We start from the raw sequence: 18257 nt of genomic DNA, 5'->3' as shown, positions 1-18257 counted from the left end.
CTGATCCCGTGCGTCTTATGCGAGGGGGGGCGTAAGGGCAAGTGGGCAAAGTCTGCGCAGCAGTGCTTTACTTTGATCGCACGTGATGTAAGCGTTCCATCAACATCTTATTCCAAGAGGATTTCCATGTTCCGCTTTGCCCTTGCCCTGACTCTGATCTCAACCGCTGCCAATGCCCAAGTGGCCACCCTGTCGGGAACGGACGGTGAGAATTCACTGGGCACGGTACCTTGCGCGGCTTTGGCGGGTGACACACTGGCCAGCTGTCCTGCCGAATTACGCAAGCGTGAAGATGGAACCGCGACGCTGGCGGTACAGTTGAACACCGGCGAGGTGCGGCGGATCTATTTTACCAAGGGCGTGCCTGATTCCAGCAGTTCGACATCGAATCTGACATATGAAACACGCGGCGACATTATGGTGATTTTCATCGAGCCCGGAGAAGTCTACGAACTCCCCAAAGCGGCCTTGAACACTCAGTAAGGGTGTGCGCGACCGTCCCAGGTTTCAAAACAACCGGTGGTGTCGAGCGAAAGCGCCGCAAAGCGCTCGATCAGGCCATCCGCCGCTTGATCTACGCTGATCTCTGCGCTGGTTCCGCCCATATCGGTCTGCACCCAACCCGGATGATAGATTCCGACCGCGATTCCATCTGCCTGTAGATCCGACGCAAGGTTGCGACCCAGGTTCAGAACCGCTGCTTTTGAAGCGCGATAGATATAGCTGCCACCGGGTGCGCGCGTATGTGATGCCATCTGAGAAGAGAGAATCGCAATTCGTCCCCGCCCCGCACGCAGGTTCGGCAATAGTGATTGAATAGTCAGGAACACGCCGGTCACATTGGTGGCGAAGCTCTGCGCCCACATCTCAGCAGGATAACCGTTAAGGTCGTGACCTTTATCCAAATACACACCCGCATTGCAGATCAGAAGATCGATCGGGCGACCTTGTAATTGCTCCGCCATCGCCGCGTGATGGGCCGGATCTGTGACATCTAATACGATGTCGGCACTACCGTCTCGCGACGTCCCTATCACATCTTGGCCTGCGGCACGGTATTGATCCGCCAGGGTTTTTCCGATCCCCCGGTTCGCGCCAGTAATAACGATATGCATTTATCAGTTGGTCTTACGGCTGGGGAGAAACGGCAGTGGCGCGACGGGCACGCCATCTTCGATCAGCGACTGCGCCTCTTCGGGCTGTGCCTCACCATAGATGGCGCGCTCGGGCGCATCACCCAAATGTATTTTGCGCGCCTCGCTGGCGAAATCCTTGCCGACATAGTCAGAGTTTTCTTCGACCTTGCGACGCAGTTCGCTCAACACTTCTTGGATCTCGGGCGATGGTTTTGCCATATTGATCTCATCTGCTGGCGCTGGCGTCGGCGCCGGAGTTGTCTTGGCAACGGTATCTCGTGCAGGCCGAACCCGCGGTGTCATGATCGCCTTTTCCACCTGATCGCAACCACAAACGGCGCAGGTGACCAACCCGGTGTTTGCCAACTTGTCAAACGCAGCGGCTGATTGGAACCAGCTATCAAAGCTGTGGCCTTGGCTACATTTCAATGCGTATTGAATCATGGTGTTTCCAGTTTACGGTTGGCGAATAGATACCGACCAACATGGCAATATCAAGTCTTGATCTTGACCCACTAGTGCGAATGGCCGCCGAATCCGTCCAAAAGTGCAGCAAGCTCAGGGAATGACACCTTCGCCGATGCTTTTTCAGGCGAATACCACTTCCTTCTGCGTTTACCGGCTTCGGGGAAACGAGTTTCCATTTGCTGTACATACAGCGGAAAAACATCGACCAGACACAACGCAGAGGCATTGTTAGATCTCTTCTTTACGTATGCAAATCGGCCCAGGCTTTCAGTTCCACATTTTCCAAGCACGCCCGCCTCTTCCCAGGCCTCCCGCGCGGCAGTTTCTGGCGCAGATAGCCCGTTGATCAGCCACCCTTTTGGAATGATCCAGCGTTGCGCCCGACGGGTCGTGATCAACAAAATTTCAGGCGCACCACATTTGATGCGATAACAAAGTGCAGCAGATTGGGTAAACACAGGCAGCGCCCCGGACAGAGAAAGCCCCTCTGCCGAAAGCCTGCCAGCCACGCCGCTGCGCCCGTCAAACACGGTTCATTCCTACTGCTCGCTCCGCTTATGTTGCGGTTTATAAAGTGATATTTATCATATCTGGTGGAATCTGCCAAGCATTACGGGAAAGTTCCTTGCCTAAGGGCCATCCGTCCCGACAATCGGCGCACCAACTCGTCATGAGGGATGTCGGCGTCAATTGCCAATCGACGGAGCCCGAAATGCACCTGCGCGATCTGCTGGTAGTAGCGGGTATAAATAAAGTTCGTGCCACCCCCGGCAAGCGCACCAAGCAGCGGTACGGACTGCGCCGCGAGTTTCTGGCCCAGCACGACCGACAATCGCGGAGCAACCAGCGCAATCAGGCGCTGCATGGTTGGCCCCGTCAGGGTCAAACGCATCGAGAAAAAGCCCAGATCAGCCCCATCATCCTCGGCCAGCGGTCCTGCGGCTGACAGCACCCGGATCGAGTCGAATTTCACGTTTTCAGCCTTCGGATCGAACCCTTCGCGTGCTGCCGCGCCTTGGATGGCACGTAGCATCATTGCTGTGGTCGCGGGCAGTTCAACCAAAGCTGTTGACACGCCGCCCAGGCCTCCGGCTGCGCCCATGGCGGTAGTCAGCGCCGTATTGACCCAAGGTTTCTGATCCGGCACCGCCCGGCGCGTGCCTTCGGCGGCATGCATGGCCAACCAAAGCGCCTGTTCGGTGGCTTCGGTCAGGCCTTCCCGCACCGGTTTTGGCAGCTGATCCAGTAGGGATTCTGCAGACCCGCCCAATTTGTTCAACAGGTTTACCCCCGCACCACCTGCCGAGCCATAAAGTTGCGCCAGCCGGTCAAGTTCGGCCTCGGGATCGAGTTTTTCGACAAGAACAACGTCCTGCATCTGTGCCCTCCTGTTCTGAAAACATCGGCACTTTGCGGCGGGTTTTCAATGGGTCAGCGCGTCCAGCGGGTGACAACTCCTTGGATTCCAGACCAAACTCCAGGAATTAGCTCTAACCCAAGCACGCGATCTGGGTTGGTGGGTGGAGGCATCTCAACACCGGTGAGCCGATTGAAACCAAATCGCGCATAATAGGGCGCATCTCCCACCAACATGACACGATTCCAGCCTTTGGCGCGCCCGGCTTCAACGCCTTGATGGATCAGATAGCCGCCCAACCCCTCTCCCTGATGGGTTGGATGCACAGCCACCGGACCTAGCAGCAATGCGTCGTGATCTTCGATGTGCACGGGCCAAAACCGGATCGCACCCGCCAAAATACCCTGCCCATCGCGCGCAACCTGCGATAGCCCGGCAACCGGAGGCACGTCATCGCGCAGCCGATAGGACGACAGCGCCTCGCGCCCCGGTGCAAAGCACAGGTCATATAGTGCCTCGACCTCCCACCAGTCCTCTGGCTCTTCCGGCCTGATCCTGAATTGCTGCACGCGCACCCTCTTTTCCTTGCTGGAATTCGCCCTAGCACTTCGATACGCCTTGGGCAAACGCTTGGAGATCTTATGTTCTATCGCCCCGAAGACGGCCACGGCCTGCCGCACAATCCCTTCAACGCCATCATCACGCCGCGCCCGATTGGCTGGATTTCAACGCGTGATGCGGATGGAATTAACAATCTGGCCCCCTATTCCTTCTTTAACGGCGTCGCCTACACGCCGCCCCAGGTGATGTTTGCCACAACGGGCACAAAGCACGATCAGGACGGCGGCAAGGACAGCATCGCCAATATCGAGGCAACCGGCGTGTTCTGCGTGAACGTCGTAGCCCATGCGCATCGTGACGAGATGAATGCCAGCTCGGAAGGTCTGGCAAAGCACATTGACGAGTTCGCCCATGCCGGGTTGACCCCGATTGAATGCGAAACGATCGCCTGCTCGCGGGTCGAAGGCGCACCCGCAGCGCTGGAATGCAAACTGACGCGGATCGTGACCCTACCGGGTGAGGCAAATCGAGTGGTATTCGGAGAGGTCACCGGCATTCACCTGCAGGACGACCATATTCGCGATGGCAAGTTTGACGTGACCTCGTTCAATCCCCTCGCGCGGCTGGGATATCGGGACTATTCTGTAGTGACAGAATTGTTCAGCCTTTCACGACCGGATGACTGATGCCGCTGCCCGATCCTCTTCGCAGATATCCGATCTCTCTACCCGACGGCTCTAGCCACAAGGGAACGGTATTCTTATCTCAGGCCGTGGATCATCCCCGGTTCGAGGCCGGAGCTTACACGTATGCTTCAGATTTTGATGCGCCGCAGGACTGGGCGCAGCGGCTTGCACCGTATCTGTTTCCCTTCTCGGAAGAAAAACTGGTGCTCGGCAAGTTCTGCCAGATCGCTCATGGGGTAAGGTTTATCACAGCTTCAGCAAACCACGCGACCGATGGGTTGACCTGCTTTCCGTTTCCGATCTTCAATCCGGATCGCATGACGGGCTACCAACCTGACACACGTGACACGGTGATTGGGCACGATGTCTGGATCGGTTTCGGGGCGCTAATCCTGCCCGGCGCACGGATCGGAAATGGCGCAATCATCGGCGCAGGCTCGGTCGTGCGCGGTGAGGTTCCACCCTATGCGATTGTTACCGGTAATCCAGCGGAAATCCGACGCTACCGTTTTGATCGCCATGTTATCGAGCGGTTGCAAGTATTGCGCTGGTGGGATTGGTCCGCTGATACCATCGCACAGGCCGAAGAAGCGCTGCTCTCGGGTGATATCAACGCATTGGAGCAGATCGCTTTGCAGAAATAAGGCGGCCCAGTAGGCCGCCTTTTCGCGTGATCAATGCCCGCCCAGAATACCGGTCCGAACTGAATAATCGACAGCCAGTTCGTAATCCGGGTCATCATCGCTATCGACCATCAGGTGGCCGGCCTTGTTCAGTAGCGTGTGACAGTCGCGGCTGAGGTGCCGCAGCATAACCCGTTTGCCCGCCGTCTCGTATTTGGAAGCAATGTTTTCGATGGCCTGCAGCGCGGATTGGTCCACCACACGGCTGGCGGCGAAATCGATAATGACGGTCTCGGGGTCGTTTTGTACCTCGAACAGTTCCACGAATCCTTCGGACGATCCAAAGAACAGCGGGCCCTGAATCTCATAGACCTTCGCGCCCTCTTCCGTTTCCGAGTCGCGCGTGACCGCATGGATGCGTTTCGCGTTGTTCCAAGCGTATGCCAATGCCGAGACGATCACCCCGACCACAACAGCCACTGCAAGGTCTTCCATTACGGTCACGACTGTCACCAGTACGATCACGAACGCGTCCATCAAAGGCACCTTGCGCATGATCTTCAGCGAGTTCCAGGCGAAGGTGCCGATCACCACCATGAACATCACGCCCACCAGTGCAGCCAGCGGTATTTGTTCAATCAGCGGAGAGCCGACGAGGATAAACAGTAACAGGAACAGCGCCGCGGCGATGCCTGCAATACGCGTACGCCCACCGGATTTCACGTTGATCATCGACTGGCCGATCATGGCACAGCCGCCCATACCGCCAAAAAAGCCGGTGACCACGTTGGCGGTTCCTTGCGCGATGCACTCCTGCGAAGCACCGCCGCGTTTGCCGGTGATTTCACCCACAAGGTTCAGTGTCAGCAGAGATTCGATCAGGCCGATTGCCGCAAGGATCAGCGCATAGGGCAGGATGATTTCAAAGGTTTCCCAGTTCAGTGGAACCATCGGGATATGGAATTTAGGCAAGCCGCCTTCGATCGATGCCAGATCGCCGACACGCGGGACGTCTAGCCCAATGCCAATGACCAGAACGGCGACAACAAAAATCCCGGCCAGAGGTGCAGGAATGATGCGAGTGATGCGGGGCATGACCCAAATCACAGCCATGGTCAGTCCGACCAAGCCAAGCATTGTATAAAGCTGCAGGCCTGACAACCACTCACCACCACTCATTCCGTGGCCGGTGTTTTCCATGGTGCCAGGTACTTTGAACTGGCCCAGCTGCGCCAGAAAGATCACAATCGCCAGACCGTTCACAAAGCCCAGCATGACCGGATGCGGCACTAGGCGGATAAACCGGCCCCAATGCATCGCCCCCGCGATGATCTGCATGATCCCCATCAGGACAACGGTCGCGAACAGGTATTCGACCCCGTGTTCCGCGACCAGAGCGACCATGACAACCGCTAGTGCCCCGGTTGCGCCCGAAATCATGCCGGGGCGACCGCCGATCAAAGCAGTGATCAGACCGACCAGAAACGCCGCGTAAAGCCCGACCAGAGGGTGCACCCCGGCGACAAAGGCAAAGGCCACGGCTTCGGGGACCAGCGCCAAGGCGACGGTGAGACCGGACAGCAACTCGATCCGCAGGCGGGAAAAGGTTAGCCCTTCGTCCGGGACCCAGCGCAAATCGGGTTTGGCTATACGATTGGCAAAGCTTGCCAGCATGGCTCGGGGCATGGATCGGTCCTGTTGGTCGGTTTTGTTCGCGCGAAAGGGGCCTTCTAGCGGTCAAACCAGCCTCGAGATACTGCGCTAAGCGGGACCCTGATATGCGCCCGGCGCATAGCTTGACGCAGGTGCACACAAACCGTTGAACCTACTTGTCAAAAGAGGCCGTGGCCCGCAGAACTCACCAAGAAGATATTTTCAATGGAGAGCAAACGTGACCCAAACAAAAATCGCCGTCATCGGAGGATCGGGTATCTATGACATCGATGGTCTGGAAAATGCCGAATGGGTCACTGTGGAGACACCATGGGGCGATCCCTCAGATCAGATTCTGACCGGGTCACTGGACGGTATTGAGATGGCCTTTCTACCGCGTCATGGGCGCGGTCATGTGCATTCACCGACCGAAGTGCCCTATCGCGCCAATATCGACGCGTTGAAGCGGCTGGGCGTAACGGATGTGATTTCGGTTTCGGCCTGTGGGTCATTCCGCGAACATATGGCGCCGGGTGATTTCGTGATCGTGGATCAGTTCATCGACCGGACATTTGCCCGCGAAAAGAGCTTTTTCGGAACCGGCTGCGTTGCTCATGTGAGCGTTGCCCATCCAACCTGCCCACGCCTATCGGACGCTTGCGAGACCGCCGGCAAGACGGCAGGCATCACGATCCACCGGGGCGGCACTTATCTGGCGATGGAAGGGCCGCAGTTTTCCTCGTTGGCGGAATCCAAGATGTACCGCGAGCACTGGGGCTGTGATGTGATCGGCATGACCAATATGCCGGAAGCGAAACTCGCCCGCGAGGCCGAGCTTTGTTATGCCTCGATCGCCATGGTCACCGATTATGACAGCTGGCACCCGGACCACGGCGAGGTCGACGTAACCGCAATCATCGCCACGCTGACCGGTAATGCGGAAAAAGGCCGGGCATTGGTCAAAGGTCTGCCCGCTGTGCTGGGGGCAGAGCGCGCACCCTGCCCTCATGGCTGCGACCGGGCGCTGGAATATGCCATCCTGACTGCGCCAGAAAAGCGTGACCCGGCCTTGTTGGCCAAGCTGGATGCGGTGGCTGGGCGGGTCCTATGATCTCAGTTCTGAGACAGGTTCTTTTGCACCTCGTCCCACAGGCCATATGACCACAGATCGTTGTGGGTTCCGTCCGGGATCACGTAAAGCTGCGCGATATCAGACATCTCGGCCAGAGCCTGTCCGTGGTGCAGCGGGATGGTTTCATCCTCGGTGCCGTGAAAGATCAACGTCGGCACCGTGATCTGTTGGATCAGGTCGCGGGTAGCAAACTGATCCTTCATCAGGACAGAGATAGGAAGAAACGGATAGCGTTCCGCAGCGACATCGACGGTTGCAGTGAATGGGGCTTCGAGCACAAGCAATTCCGCCTCGGGGCGCTCAGCAGCAACGGCTGCCGCGATGCCGGTGCCAAGGCTTTGCCCGTGCAAAACAACGGCTTCACCCTTTCCGGTCAGCCGGTCGAACAGTTGCACGCCATCAGAGATCAAGGCTAATTCCGAAGGCTCACCCTCGCTGCCCGGAAAGCCACGATAGCTGGGGGCCAGCAAGCCATAGCCTGAGTTGAGAATTTCGCGCAAACGATCAGCGCGATCACCCAGATTGCCGCTTTGGCCGTGGAAAAACAGGACTGTCGGTGCATCCTGCACCGCAGCCGGCGCGGACCAGACTGTCAGTACTGTGCCATCGGTCATCGGGACCGATTGCATCTCAACATCTGCCAATCCAACGCTGGACGGGTCGGGCAATTCACCATCGGGTTTGTAAAGCAGGGATTGCTGGTTAAGAAACATGTAACCGACGATGCCTGCATAGATGATCGCACCGGTCAGCAGCAGCCCAACCAGAATGTTTTTTACGCGTTCAACGCCAAAGTGGCTGGAACCTGCCTTAGTATCTGCATGTTGTGTTTGAACCATTGCCCCCTCCTTTGGTCGCACTGCGAGTGTGGGAAGTCTTAAGCGCGTTTCAAGATGCATGAGCCAAGCTTCATCCAATCTTAAATCTGTTGCCGCAATGCAAGAACCCCTAGCGTTTGAGATAGAAGCAGTTGAAATGCCCTGATGCCACGCCATGTTGAAGCCAATTATCGATGTAAAGGCATACACTTAGCCAACCCAGCCCGAGCATAGAGAGGCGTTATGAAACGATTGGACGCGCTGGATGCTGCCCGCTTTTTAGCCTTTTGCGGTATGGTGTTGGTTAACTTCCGTATCGCAGCCGAAGTCGCTCCGGACACTGATTGGGCCTCTGTTTTGATTGATGCGCTGGAAGGGCGCGCAGCTGCTTTATTCGTAGTTCTCGCCGGGATTGGTATCGGATTGTCACGTATCTCAGCAGGATTATTGCTACGCAGAGCTGCGTTTCTGTTTGTGATCGGTCTCATAAATATGACCATATTCGACGCCGATATCCTGCATTTTTATGCGCTTTACTTTGTAGTCGGTGCCGCGTTTCTGACGGCTTCGAAACGCGGGCTGTGGCTGGGAGCGCTGGGAATCCTGATCCTCACAGTATTCGCCAACCTGATCTTCAACTATGATCAGGGCTGGGATTGGGAAACGCTGGTGTATACCGATATCTGGAGCTTGCCCGGATTTATTCGCAACGCACTTTTCAACGGCTGGCATCCGGTCTTGCCATGGGCAGCATTCCTATTGATCGGAATGGCGATCGGGCGGTCCGACATTCATACCCTTTGCATTCAGCATCGGTTGATCATGTGGGGCTTTGGCGCAGCGGTGCTGGCTCTGTTTCCGCAGATGTTAACATCAGACCCGGAATTGGCAGTCTATTTGGGGACCGAGTCGATCCCGCCCGGGCCATTCTACATAATGGCGGGGACTGGGACCGCCTGTATGGTGATCGGGTTGTTATTGAAGCTCTGGCCAATGATCGAGCGGAGTGGGATCGCGACGTTTCTGACCGCGCCGGGACGACAAAGCCTGACGCTTTATATGGCCCATATCCTGATTGGAATGGGGCTGCTGGAAGAACTCGGACTGCTAAACGGATCGCTGAGCGCGCCGCAAATCGCGATGTACGCCCTGTTCTTCTGAGTCTTGTCGTCACTAATTGCCCTGCTTTGGTTCAGTAAATTCAAGCACGGACCATTAGAGACGGTGATGCGCCGCCTAACAGAACACGCAAAGGCTTGACCTCGCCGTTGCGGCGAGGCTTGGTGTGGGCGAAGCATCGATAGGATTTCCAATGTCACTTGAACTCTGGCTCGCCTTTGTGGCCGCATCGACCGCTCTGCTGCTGATCCCCGGGCCGACGGTTCTGCTGGTTCTCAGCTATGCGCTGTCGAAAGGGCGCAGCGTTGCGGTTGCCTCGGCAACTGGTGTGGCTTTGGGAGATCTGGTGGCGATGACTGCATCGCTGTTGGGGCTGGGCGCGTTGGTATTGGCCTCGGCTACCCTGTTCACTGTGCTGAAATGGGTGGGTGCTGTTTATCTGATTTGGCTGGGCATCAAACTTCTTCGCAGCGCACCTTCTGGTGGTTTACAGGCTATTGAGACTGAACGAAATGTCACCGCCCGCAGCGTCTTTGGCCATGCCGCCGCCGTCACCGCGCTGAACCCGAAATCAATCGCTTTCTTCATCGCGTTTGTACCGCAGTTCCTGCGCCCGACTGATCCGCTGGGGCCGCAATTCGCAATACTGATCGCCACCTTCGTCGGTCTCGCCGGGCTAAACGCACTCGCCTATGCGCTGCTGGCGGATCGGCTGCGCCGCATGATCGGACGTACAAACGTCATCACTGCCATGACCCGGTTCGGAGGGCTGACTCTGATCGGGATGGGCGTCGCTACAGCTGTATTGCGCCGCCCTGCCTAAGGTCAGTCTTTGGCATTTTCCTTCATTAACGCCCGGATGAACCGGCGGATTGTGCGTGGCTGACGTAAACCGCGCAACTCGTGGCTCTCGAATGCTCAGTTTCGTTACCATGGCCTGCCAAATGCCATCGGCCGCCGCCGCAAGTAGCCGCAGGCGCCAAAGTTTTCTTGCATGACCGACTTTGATGGGCCAAACACCCCTGCGTGTTTGATGCCAAAGGGGTGGCCCATGTCCAGAAACAAAACGGTCAAGGATTACATTCGGACCATTGTCGATTTCCCGCATGATGGGATCATGTTCCGGGACGTCACTACCCTGTTTGCTGATCCGCGCGGGTTTCGTATGGCAATCGACCAGATGCTGCACCCCTATGCGGGCGAGCGGATCGATAAGGTCGTGGGTCTTGAGGCACGCGGCTTCATTCTGGGCGGTGCCATAGCACATCAGTTGAGCGTTGGATTTGTGCCAATTCGCAAGAAAGGCAAGCTGCCCGGCACTACGATCAGCCAAGACTATAAGCTGGAATATGGCGAAGCCATCGTTGAGATTCATGATGATGCCATCCAGCCGGGTGAAAAAATTCTGGTCGTTGACGACCTGCTCGCTACAGGCGGCACCGCTGCCGCTGGCATCAAGTTGATCGAACGACTGGGGGGCGAGATTATCTCTTGCGCATTCATCATCGACTTGCCCGAACTAGGTGGTCGCAAAGCGCTGGAAGATCTGGGTATGGATGTGCACGTTCTGTGCGAGTTCGAAGGGCTCTGACCATCACACGATTCACGGACTCGTGACTGGAATTCGTGCAACCCGCAGGCTTAGCCCGGGTAAGGCGGATTTCAAGAAACTGCGACGCTTAATATCTCTGATCTCTTTGTGAACATACTGCGTACCCCAAATGATGCCACCTAAGGCATTCTTAACAAGGGAAATCACGTCATGTTTCGCAAATTCGCTGTTGCTGGAGTTGCAAGTCTTCTGTTGACCACTTCTGCCCTAGCAGACGGGCATTCTAAAGATATCGTCGATACTGCAGTGGGCGCGGGCAGCTTCGCAACGCTCGTCGCTGCGGTACAGGCCGCCGAACTGGTTGAAACGTTAAAGGGTGACGGGCCGTTCACTGTGTTCGCGCCCACGGATGAGGCGTTTGCAGCGCTGCCCGAAGGCACGGTAGAAAATCTGCTAAAGCCTGAAAACAAAGACCAACTTGTCGCGATCCTTACCTATCATGTTGTGCCTGGCAAAGTGATGTCGGGTGATTTGTCCGATGACATGACCGCCGCAACCGTACAAGGCGGGGATATTACTATCGATCTGGACAATGGCGTCATGGTAAATGATGCCAACGTGGTGCAAGCCGATATTGAGGCCGAGAACGGCGTGATCCATGTGATCGACAAAGTTATTCTGCCTGCGTCATGAACTTGTGGCGCGGCCCGGTAGTCGACCGGGTCGCGCTTAGTTTTTAAGAACCGCACCGGGGTTCATGATCCCCTTTGGATCAAGCGCCATCTTGATGGCACGCATGGCCTGCAATCTTACCGGATCGCCATAGTCTTCAAGATCGTCAGTCTTGAGCCTACCAACACCATGTTCCGCACTTACCGATCCTTCAAATTCATGTACCAGATCATGCACGGCACGTTTAACGGCACTGCGTTGCGGATCAAACTCGGCCTTGTCGTGACCGGCAGGCGGAAACACGTTGTAGTGCAGGTTCCCATCACCCAAATGGCCAAAGCAATTCACCCGGAACGGCCCCTGTTTGGCAACCACACGCGCGCCGCGCTGGATAAATTCGGGGATTCGTGAGATTGGAACCGAGATATCATGACTTGAGACAGACCCGATCAAGCGGTTGGCCTCGGGAATCTGCTCGCGCACTGCCCATAATTCGGCTCTTTGAGCCTCGCTCTGAGCAATGACGGCATCCCCCACCAGACCGCGTTCATCGGCCGCAACATAGATTTCCTCGAGCATGTCCGAAGGGTCTTGACCGGCAGACAGGCCCAACTCGATCAGGACGCTCCATTCCGGTGGCTTCGCAAAGGGTTGCCGAATGTTTGGCAGAACCTCGGTCAGAAACTGCAGCCCTTGCCTGTGGATTAGCTCAAACGTGCTGATCGCCTCGCCCACCTGATCCCGCGCCAATGATAACAGATCAATTGCGGCCTCAGGCGAGGCAACCTCTAGCATCGCCGTTCCGACCCCTTTGGGTTGCGGGAACAGCTTCAGTGCCGCCGCAGTGATGATCCCCAGCGTCCCTTCGGACCCGATCGTCAGGTCGCGCAGGTCATAACCGGTGTTGTCTTTGCGCAAACGACTAAGCCCATGCCAGATATCACCGCTTGGCAATACCACCTCAAGCCCCAAACATAGATCGCGTGCATTACCATAGCGCAGCACATTCACGCCGCCGGCATTGGTGGCCAGATTGCCCCCGATCCGACAAGACCCCTGAGCCGCCAGCGACAGAGGAAACAACCGTTCGGCATCCTCGGCTGCCGCCTGTACATCAGCCAGAATGGCACCCGCTTCAGCAACGAGAATGTTTTCGGTCGGGTAGATCGCACGGATTGCTGACATCCGCTCTAGCGAGATGATCAACGGCGTAGGGCCATCCGGCGCAACCTGCCCACCCACCAGACCGGTGCCGCCGCCATATGGAACAACGGGCACGCACGCGTCAGCAGCCAACCGGACCAGGGCCGATACCTCTTCTACGGTCTTAGGCAAGGCCAGCAACCCGCCCTGCCCCACAAACCGCTGACGTGGCTCTTCAAGATAGCGTTCGGAAACGGGCCTCAGTACATCATCGCCCAGCTGGGCGCGTACTGCTTCGGCAAAGCGGTCATCGGCGGGGTACAGAGTCATACCCACTCCCTGCCAAAGGCCAACGGCAGCGGCAAGCCCTATTCCTGCTCAATCAGATACTGGGGTTCCAACACGACGACCGTCGGTCGGTCTGGCAAAGTCCGCAATGATACGATGAGTTCCGAAACTCCATCTCGCTCAACTGGAAAATCCTCACGTATATCCACTAGAAATCGTTCAAGCGAGAAGTCTGAAAACCAGTGCATTGGAATAATGATCGAGCTTTTCAGCCGCTTCAGAACTTGGATCATTTCGGGCAGAGGCATGGTCGTCCCACCATCCACTGCGGCCATGACCACATCAAGCCGACCCAATGCCGCGAATTGTTCGTCCGAGGGTATATGATGCAGATGTCCCAGATGACCGATGCACAACCCCTCTACTTCGAACACAAAGATCGAGTTCCCGCGCTCTTCCACCCCACTGTAGGCCGATCGAATATCGGTCGACACATTACGCACAAGCAGCTCTCCCAGATCGAGATGATGTTCAATGCCCTGCCCGAACTCACCCCAGCCGGGCAGGACGTACGGGATGGCCGGATCGGGATGGGCGGTCCAGTGGGTGCTGTGCGCATGGTTCATCGTGACTACGTCTGGAATCAGCGCTGCGCCGCCGATAAAGCCGGTGAAATCAGTCACCGCGTTCAATCCACCCTGTGTCTGGATCAAAAACGATGCATGCGCGACATAGCTGATCCGAACCGAAAACTCTGGCACGGGATCCTGCCAGGCCGCTTTGTGAAGATATTCAATCCCCGGCGCTGCATCTGCAATAGCGATACAGTGACTAGGCCGCCGCTCCTGCGCCACAGCCCCGCCCGAGATCATCATCAATACCGCAACAACCCGCCACATGCGTCGAGTGTAGCGCAGAACGCCCGCAAGTCATGCCCCTTGTTCATCTGGCCAAAATACTCCGGGGGAGGCGTGGCCCGCCGCGACGGGGCAGCGCCCCCTAACCTACGTCGGTCTTCCCGCGCCGATCAGACCGCAAAGACGCATACAGAACATGGGTCCGCCACCGCCCGTTGATCTGCAGATAGGATTGCGCCACGCCTTCATATTTGAAGCCCGAGCTTTCCAGCAACCCGCGCGAGGCCTTGTTTTCCGGCAAACAGGCGGCTTCGATCCGGCTGAGGTCCAGACGGGTAAAAGCGTGATGAACCACCGCTCCAATCGCTTCGCGCATGAAGCCCTGACGGGCAAAGGATTGCCCGGTCCAGTATCCCAGCGTTCCGGCCTGCGCTGGGCCACGGCGGATATTATCCAGCGTGATGGCCCCCAGCAGGACATTATCCGTACGGCGAAACAGAAATAGCGGAATCGCCGTACCGCCGGCAACCGAGCGCTGTGCCCAGTAAACCCGGTTGGTAAAAGATTTGCGACTCAGGTGATCCTTCGCCCAAACCGGCTCCCACGGGATCAGGTATTCTTTTGACGCGCGCCGCAGCGCCGCCCAATCATTGAAATCGGAATGGACAGGCGGGCGCAGGCTCAGCCGCTCGGTTTCGAGTTTAAGCTTGCGTCTGCCCAGTAGCATCACGCCGCACGCCTCTCCTGCAGCTCAGCCAGCGATGGCGCACTCGAAACCGGCCCGTACAGCGCCAGCGCCGCCGGGGCCTGCATGGCCATCTTTTCAGCAAAGGCGCGCACATTCTCGGTACTGACCGCGTCGATCTTGGCAACCGTATCCTCAAGCGACGGCACCCGCCCCCAAATCTGCACCAGACGCGCCAGACGTTCGGCCCGGTTCGAGGGGCTTTCCAGCCCCATCAGCATTCCAGCCTTCATCTGTGCGCGGGCACGGGCCACTTCTTCGTCATTCATGTCGCCGGCGGCGCGCTTCATCTCGTCGATGGTGATCGTGGCCAGTTCGGCAACTTGATCGGCGGAGGTGCCCGCATAGATCGTGGTCGTACCGGTGTCGGCATAGGCGCCCGTCTGTGCAAATATCGTGTAGCAGAGACCACGCGTTTCGCGCACTTCCTGAAACAGGCGCGAAGACATGCCGCCGCCTAAAGCCGTCGAATAAATCTGTGCGGTATAGATCGCATCATCGCGATAGCCTGGGCTCTCCAGGGCCAGCGCGAAATGGGCCTGTTCCAGATCTTTTTCCTGCCGTGCCTCACCACCGGTAAAGCGGGCAATTTCAGGGGTCAGACCTTTGCGCGGCTGCAGATGGCCGAACATTTCTTCCGCCATCTTCATCAGGGCGTCATGATCCACCGCACCCGCAGCGGACAGGATCATTTGTTCCGGCCCGTAATGCTCGGCCACGAAACCCGACAGGTCTTCACGCGAGAATGCACTTACCCGCTCAGTCGGCCCCAGAATGGTGCGGCCCAGAGGCTGGTCGTGGTAGCTCTGTTCTTGCAACCAATCGAAGATAACATCATCGGGCGTGTCATAAGCCTGACCAATCTCTTGCAGGATCACGCCGCGCTCGACCTCGATCTCGCGCGGATCAAAGACCGGGTTCAGAACGATGTCGCCGATCACGTCCATCGCCAACGCCACATCATCTTTAAGAACACGTGCGTAATAGGCCGTCACTTCGCGCGAGGTATAGGCATTGATATAGCCGCCCACATCCTCGATCGCCTCGGCGATTTGCAGCGCGGATCGCCGCTCGGTTCCCTTGAATGCCATATGCTCAAGGAAATGCGCGATGCCGTTCTGTTCGATCCGCTCATGCCGCCCACCGGCGGTTACCCAGATGCCAATCGCTGCAGATTGCAGCCCCGGCATATGTTCACTGACGATACGAAAGCCGTTCTTCAGTTGGTCCTGTCTGACTGTCACTCAGCAATATGCCTTCTGATATGATCCTCAAGGGCACCCAGATCGTTGGCAATCCGTGTCACCCGTTCCGGACGTTCATACAGATCAGACATGCGGGATGGAAGAGGCGGATGTTCGCCGCTTGCCTTCTCAACCGCTGCCGGAAATTTCGCGGGGTGTGCGGTCGCCAGAGTGATCATCGGAACGTCGGCAGAGCGATGTTCTTCAGCGACCTTGATACCAACGGCAGTGTGCGGACAAACCAGTTCAACGCTGTGGTTCAGAGTGTGTTTGATTGTGGCCAGTGTCTCATCCTCAGATACACGACCCGAGTCGAAGCTTTCCCGTAGCGCTTCCATCGCGCCTTGGCTGACGTTGAAGCCACCGTTCTTCAGTTCGTCCATCAATTGTGCAACGGCACCACCATCCTCACCATAGGCAAAGTACAGTGCGCGCTCAAAGTTGGAACTGACCTGAATATCCATCGACGGGCTGATCGAGGGGATCGTGTCGCCCTTGAAATACCCCTCGCCCGACAGACAGCGATGCAGAATGTCGTTCTGGTTGGTTGCCACGACCAGACGGTCGATGGGCAATCCCATACGCTTGGCCAGATAGCCTGCGAAGATGTCGCCAAAGTTGCCAGTCGGCACGGTAAAGCTGACCTTGCGATGCGGCGCGCCCACACTGACAGCTGCCGAGAAATAGTACACGATCTGTGCCAGAACACGCGCGAAGTTGATCGAGTTCACACCCGCGAGCTTAACGCTATCGCGGAAGTCGAAATCGTTGAACATATCCTTCAGTGCAGCCTGACAATCATCAAAATCGCCATCAACGGCCAGCGCGTGCACATTACTATCGGCGGGCGTGGTCATCTGACGGCGCTGCACTTCCGAAACACGGCCATGCGGGAACAGGATGAACACATCCACCGCGTCCAGCCCTCGAAACGCCTCGATGGCAGCTGAACCAGTATCGCCGCTTGTCGCACCGACGATAGTTACGCGATCACCGCGCCGTTTCAGCGCTACCTGAAACAGCTGGCCGATTAGCTGCATGGCGAAATCTTTGAAGGCCAGCGTGGGTCCGTGAAACAGCTCCAGCAGAAAATGGTTCTCGTTCAGCTGCTTCAACGGCGCGCGGGCGTCGTGTCCAAAACCATCGTAAGCGCGGGCGATGATAGCCTTGAACTCATCCTCGGCGAACGAGCCGCTGACATAGGGCCACATCACGCGGAATGCGATTTCTTCGTAGGGCAAGCCAGCCAACGCAGCAATTTCGTCCTGCGACATCACAGGGATCTCGGCGGGAAGGTACAGCCCACCATCACGTGCCAGCCCGGTCAGCATCGCTTCTTCAAAGCTTAGTTCCGGCGCTTGGCCACGGGTCGAGATGTATCTCATTGCTCTTCTCTCTCAGAAGGGGCGCGGTGGCGCCACAGGAAGTATCCGGTCATTGCGGCCCAAACCAGAGCCAAACCAAACCATGTGATTGCATATTGAAGGTGGTCGTTCGGGATACCCGCCGTGTCCACCGGAAGAGGTTTTATGTCAGGGTCCGTTTTGGACCGGGCGATCAACAGCACAGGCTCTGTACCTAGTGCCGCAGCCAGAGTGGGCACGTCACGTGCAAACCAGATGTTGCCATCGATATCTGGCTCGGGCGTGTAGCTGTCGATTTCATCAGGCCAGTGCAGATTGCCTGAGACCTCCATCGGACCGGTCACACGGTCGGCTTTCTTGGCGGTCGTCGTCACAAAGCCCCGATCCACAAGAATAGTCCGATCCGCGGTGCTGAAGGGCTGAATGATCCGGTACCCAGCCCCAACCTGCTTGACCGAGACCAGAACGTGGATTTCCTCTGGCTTCATTTCTCCGAAGAGTGTGACAGGAAGATACTTGTCATCTGCTTCCGTGACGGTCTCGGGGAGATCAACCGCATCAGCCGCAATGCGCGCTTCGATCTCGGCCAAAATGCCCTGTTTCCAAGCCAGACGCTGCATTTGCCACACGCCGAGCGATATCAGCACGCCCAAGCCCGCGAGGCCGAAAATCAGCAGAAACAGAATGCGGCGCATGGCGGGGCCAAACCTTGTTGCAGAAATCGGCGTCTTGTTACGGCGCGTGTTGGTCTAATTGCAACCACGCAATTGTATGGGGCGCAATCTTGCGCACCTTATAGAGAAAAAGCCGCCCCTTGGGGCGGCTTTTGCAATTGGATC

Annotated in this window: 22 protein-coding genes; 9 read left to right on the top strand and 13 right to left on the bottom strand. The window is 57.2% G+C overall.

Annotated elements, in window-relative coordinates; genetic code table 11:
- Positions 1 to 126: 126 nt before the first annotated feature.
- Positions 127 to 483: a hypothetical protein gene (locus ACR3EJ_RS08760; RefSeq protein ID WP_010441693.1), complete on the top strand. Its 357-nt coding sequence runs from the start codon at positions 127 to 129 to the stop codon at positions 481 to 483.
- Here the strand turns inward: ACR3EJ_RS08760 and ACR3EJ_RS08755 are convergent.
- The 5 genes from ACR3EJ_RS08755 to ACR3EJ_RS08735 form a co-directional block, all read right to left on the bottom strand.
- Positions 477 to 1115 carry an SDR family NAD(P)-dependent oxidoreductase gene (locus ACR3EJ_RS08755; RefSeq protein ID WP_170541539.1) on the bottom strand — a complete coding sequence of 213 codons (639 nt, stop codon included), beginning with the start codon at positions 1113 to 1115 and terminating at the stop codon, positions 477 to 479. The genes ACR3EJ_RS08760 and ACR3EJ_RS08755 overlap by 7 nt on opposite strands.
- A 3-nt stretch (positions 1116 to 1118) precedes the next feature.
- Complete coding sequence (locus ACR3EJ_RS08750; protein ID WP_170541542.1) at positions 1119 to 1580, bottom strand: DUF1178 family protein; 462 nt, start codon at positions 1578 to 1580, stop codon at positions 1119 to 1121.
- Between the two features lie 71 nt (positions 1581 to 1651).
- Positions 1652 to 2134: an NUDIX hydrolase gene (locus ACR3EJ_RS08745; RefSeq protein WP_170541546.1), complete on the bottom strand. Its 483-nt coding sequence runs from the start codon at positions 2132 to 2134 to the stop codon at positions 1652 to 1654.
- An 80-nt stretch (positions 2135 to 2214) separates the two neighbouring features.
- The gene (locus tag ACR3EJ_RS08740; protein WP_010441689.1) at positions 2215 to 2982 is read right to left on the bottom strand and encodes an EcsC family protein; all 768 of its coding nucleotides are present in this window, start codon (positions 2980 to 2982) and stop codon (positions 2215 to 2217) included.
- A 53-nt stretch (positions 2983 to 3035) separates the two neighbouring features.
- Positions 3036 to 3530: a GNAT family N-acetyltransferase gene (locus ACR3EJ_RS08735; protein ID WP_170541549.1), complete on the bottom strand. Its 495-nt coding sequence runs from the start codon at positions 3528 to 3530 to the stop codon at positions 3036 to 3038.
- Positions 3531 to 3602: 72 nt separating this feature from the next.
- Between ACR3EJ_RS08735 and ACR3EJ_RS08730 the strand changes: the two genes are divergently transcribed.
- On the top strand, positions 3603 to 4208 hold the full coding sequence (locus ACR3EJ_RS08730) for a flavin reductase family protein (RefSeq protein ID WP_170541552.1): 606 nt from the start codon (positions 3603 to 3605) through the stop codon (positions 4206 to 4208).
- Positions 4208 to 4852, top strand: a complete 645-nt coding sequence (locus ACR3EJ_RS08725; protein WP_480422914.1) for a CatB-related O-acetyltransferase — start codon at positions 4208 to 4210, stop codon at positions 4850 to 4852. The genes ACR3EJ_RS08730 and ACR3EJ_RS08725 overlap by 1 nt, the downstream gene beginning before the upstream one ends.
- A gap of 30 nt (positions 4853 to 4882) precedes the next feature.
- On the opposite strand, the gene ACR3EJ_RS08720 is transcribed toward ACR3EJ_RS08725, so the two are convergent.
- A complete protein-coding gene (locus ACR3EJ_RS08720; RefSeq protein WP_170541557.1) occupies positions 4883 to 6517 on the bottom strand; it encodes a SulP family inorganic anion transporter in 1635 nt (544 codons plus the stop codon).
- Positions 6518 to 6722: 205 nt separating this feature from the next.
- On the opposite strand from ACR3EJ_RS08720, the gene ACR3EJ_RS08715 reads away from it, so the two are divergent.
- Positions 6723 to 7595 (top strand): S-methyl-5'-thioadenosine phosphorylase, encoded by an 873-nt coding sequence (locus ACR3EJ_RS08715; protein ID WP_170541561.1) that lies wholly within the window; start codon positions 6723 to 6725, stop codon positions 7593 to 7595.
- Positions 7596 to 7597: 2 nt separating this feature from the next.
- Here the strand turns inward: ACR3EJ_RS08715 and ACR3EJ_RS08710 are convergent, their stop codons facing one another.
- Positions 7598 to 8455, bottom strand: coding sequence for an alpha/beta hydrolase (locus ACR3EJ_RS08710; RefSeq protein ID WP_170541564.1), 858 nt, complete (start codon positions 8453 to 8455; stop codon positions 7598 to 7600).
- Between the two features lie 222 nt (positions 8456 to 8677).
- Here ACR3EJ_RS08710 and ACR3EJ_RS08705 point away from each other — a divergent pair, with 222 nt between their 5' ends.
- From ACR3EJ_RS08705 to ACR3EJ_RS08685, 5 genes are all read left to right on the top strand, one after another.
- Positions 8678 to 9595, top strand: a complete 918-nt coding sequence (locus tag ACR3EJ_RS08705; protein WP_480422913.1) for a DUF418 domain-containing protein — start codon at positions 8678 to 8680, stop codon at positions 9593 to 9595.
- Positions 9596 to 9598: 3 nt separating this feature from the next.
- Complete coding sequence (locus tag ACR3EJ_RS08700; protein WP_480422912.1) at positions 9599 to 9694, top strand: DUF418 domain-containing protein; 96 nt, start codon at positions 9599 to 9601, stop codon at positions 9692 to 9694.
- Positions 9695 to 9746: 52 nt separating this feature from the next.
- Positions 9747 to 10376, top strand: a complete 630-nt coding sequence (locus ACR3EJ_RS08695; RefSeq protein ID WP_170541567.1) for a LysE family translocator — start codon at positions 9747 to 9749, stop codon at positions 10374 to 10376.
- 228 nt (positions 10377 to 10604) lie between these two features.
- Positions 10605 to 11144, top strand: a complete 540-nt coding sequence (locus tag ACR3EJ_RS08690; RefSeq protein WP_170541570.1) for an adenine phosphoribosyltransferase — start codon at positions 10605 to 10607, stop codon at positions 11142 to 11144.
- A 171-nt stretch (positions 11145 to 11315) separates the two neighbouring features.
- Entirely contained in the window at positions 11316 to 11798 is a 483-nt protein-coding gene (locus ACR3EJ_RS08685; RefSeq protein WP_170473241.1) for a fasciclin domain-containing protein, read from the top strand.
- A gap of 36 nt (positions 11799 to 11834) precedes the next feature.
- Here the strand turns inward: ACR3EJ_RS08685 and ACR3EJ_RS08680 are convergent, their stop codons facing one another.
- From ACR3EJ_RS08680 to ACR3EJ_RS08655, 6 genes are all read right to left on the bottom strand, one after another.
- Positions 11835 to 13250, bottom strand: coding sequence for an FAD-binding oxidoreductase (locus ACR3EJ_RS08680; protein WP_170541573.1), 1416 nt, complete (start codon positions 13248 to 13250; stop codon positions 11835 to 11837).
- Between the two features lie 38 nt (positions 13251 to 13288).
- A complete protein-coding gene (locus tag ACR3EJ_RS08675) occupies positions 13289 to 14107 on the bottom strand; it encodes an MBL fold metallo-hydrolase (RefSeq protein ID WP_170473247.1) in 819 nt (272 codons plus the stop codon).
- A 100-nt stretch (positions 14108 to 14207) separates the two neighbouring features.
- A complete protein-coding gene (locus ACR3EJ_RS08670) occupies positions 14208 to 14792 on the bottom strand; it encodes a GNAT family N-acetyltransferase (RefSeq protein WP_170541702.1) in 585 nt (194 codons plus the stop codon).
- On the bottom strand, positions 14792 to 16054 hold the full coding sequence (locus tag ACR3EJ_RS08665) for a M16 family metallopeptidase (RefSeq protein ID WP_170541576.1): 1263 nt from the start codon (positions 16052 to 16054) through the stop codon (positions 14792 to 14794). The genes ACR3EJ_RS08670 and ACR3EJ_RS08665 overlap by 1 nt, the downstream gene beginning before the upstream one ends.
- Positions 16051 to 17439 (bottom strand): threonine synthase, encoded by a 1389-nt coding sequence (gene thrC / locus ACR3EJ_RS08660; protein WP_170541579.1) that lies wholly within the window; start codon positions 17437 to 17439, stop codon positions 16051 to 16053. The genes ACR3EJ_RS08665 and thrC overlap by 4 nt, the downstream gene beginning before the upstream one ends.
- Positions 17436 to 18113 carry an SURF1 family protein gene (locus ACR3EJ_RS08655; protein WP_170541582.1) on the bottom strand — a complete coding sequence of 226 codons (678 nt, stop codon included), beginning with the start codon at positions 18111 to 18113 and terminating at the stop codon, positions 17436 to 17438. Before ACR3EJ_RS08655 ends, thrC begins: the two co-directional genes overlap by 4 nt.
- Positions 18114 to 18257: the final 144 nt, after the last annotated feature.

It is taken from the genome of Ruegeria sp. AB11, assembly GCF_056536325.1.
Note: the sequence above shows the minus strand (reverse complement) of the source record. Positions and strands in the feature narration are given on the sequence as shown.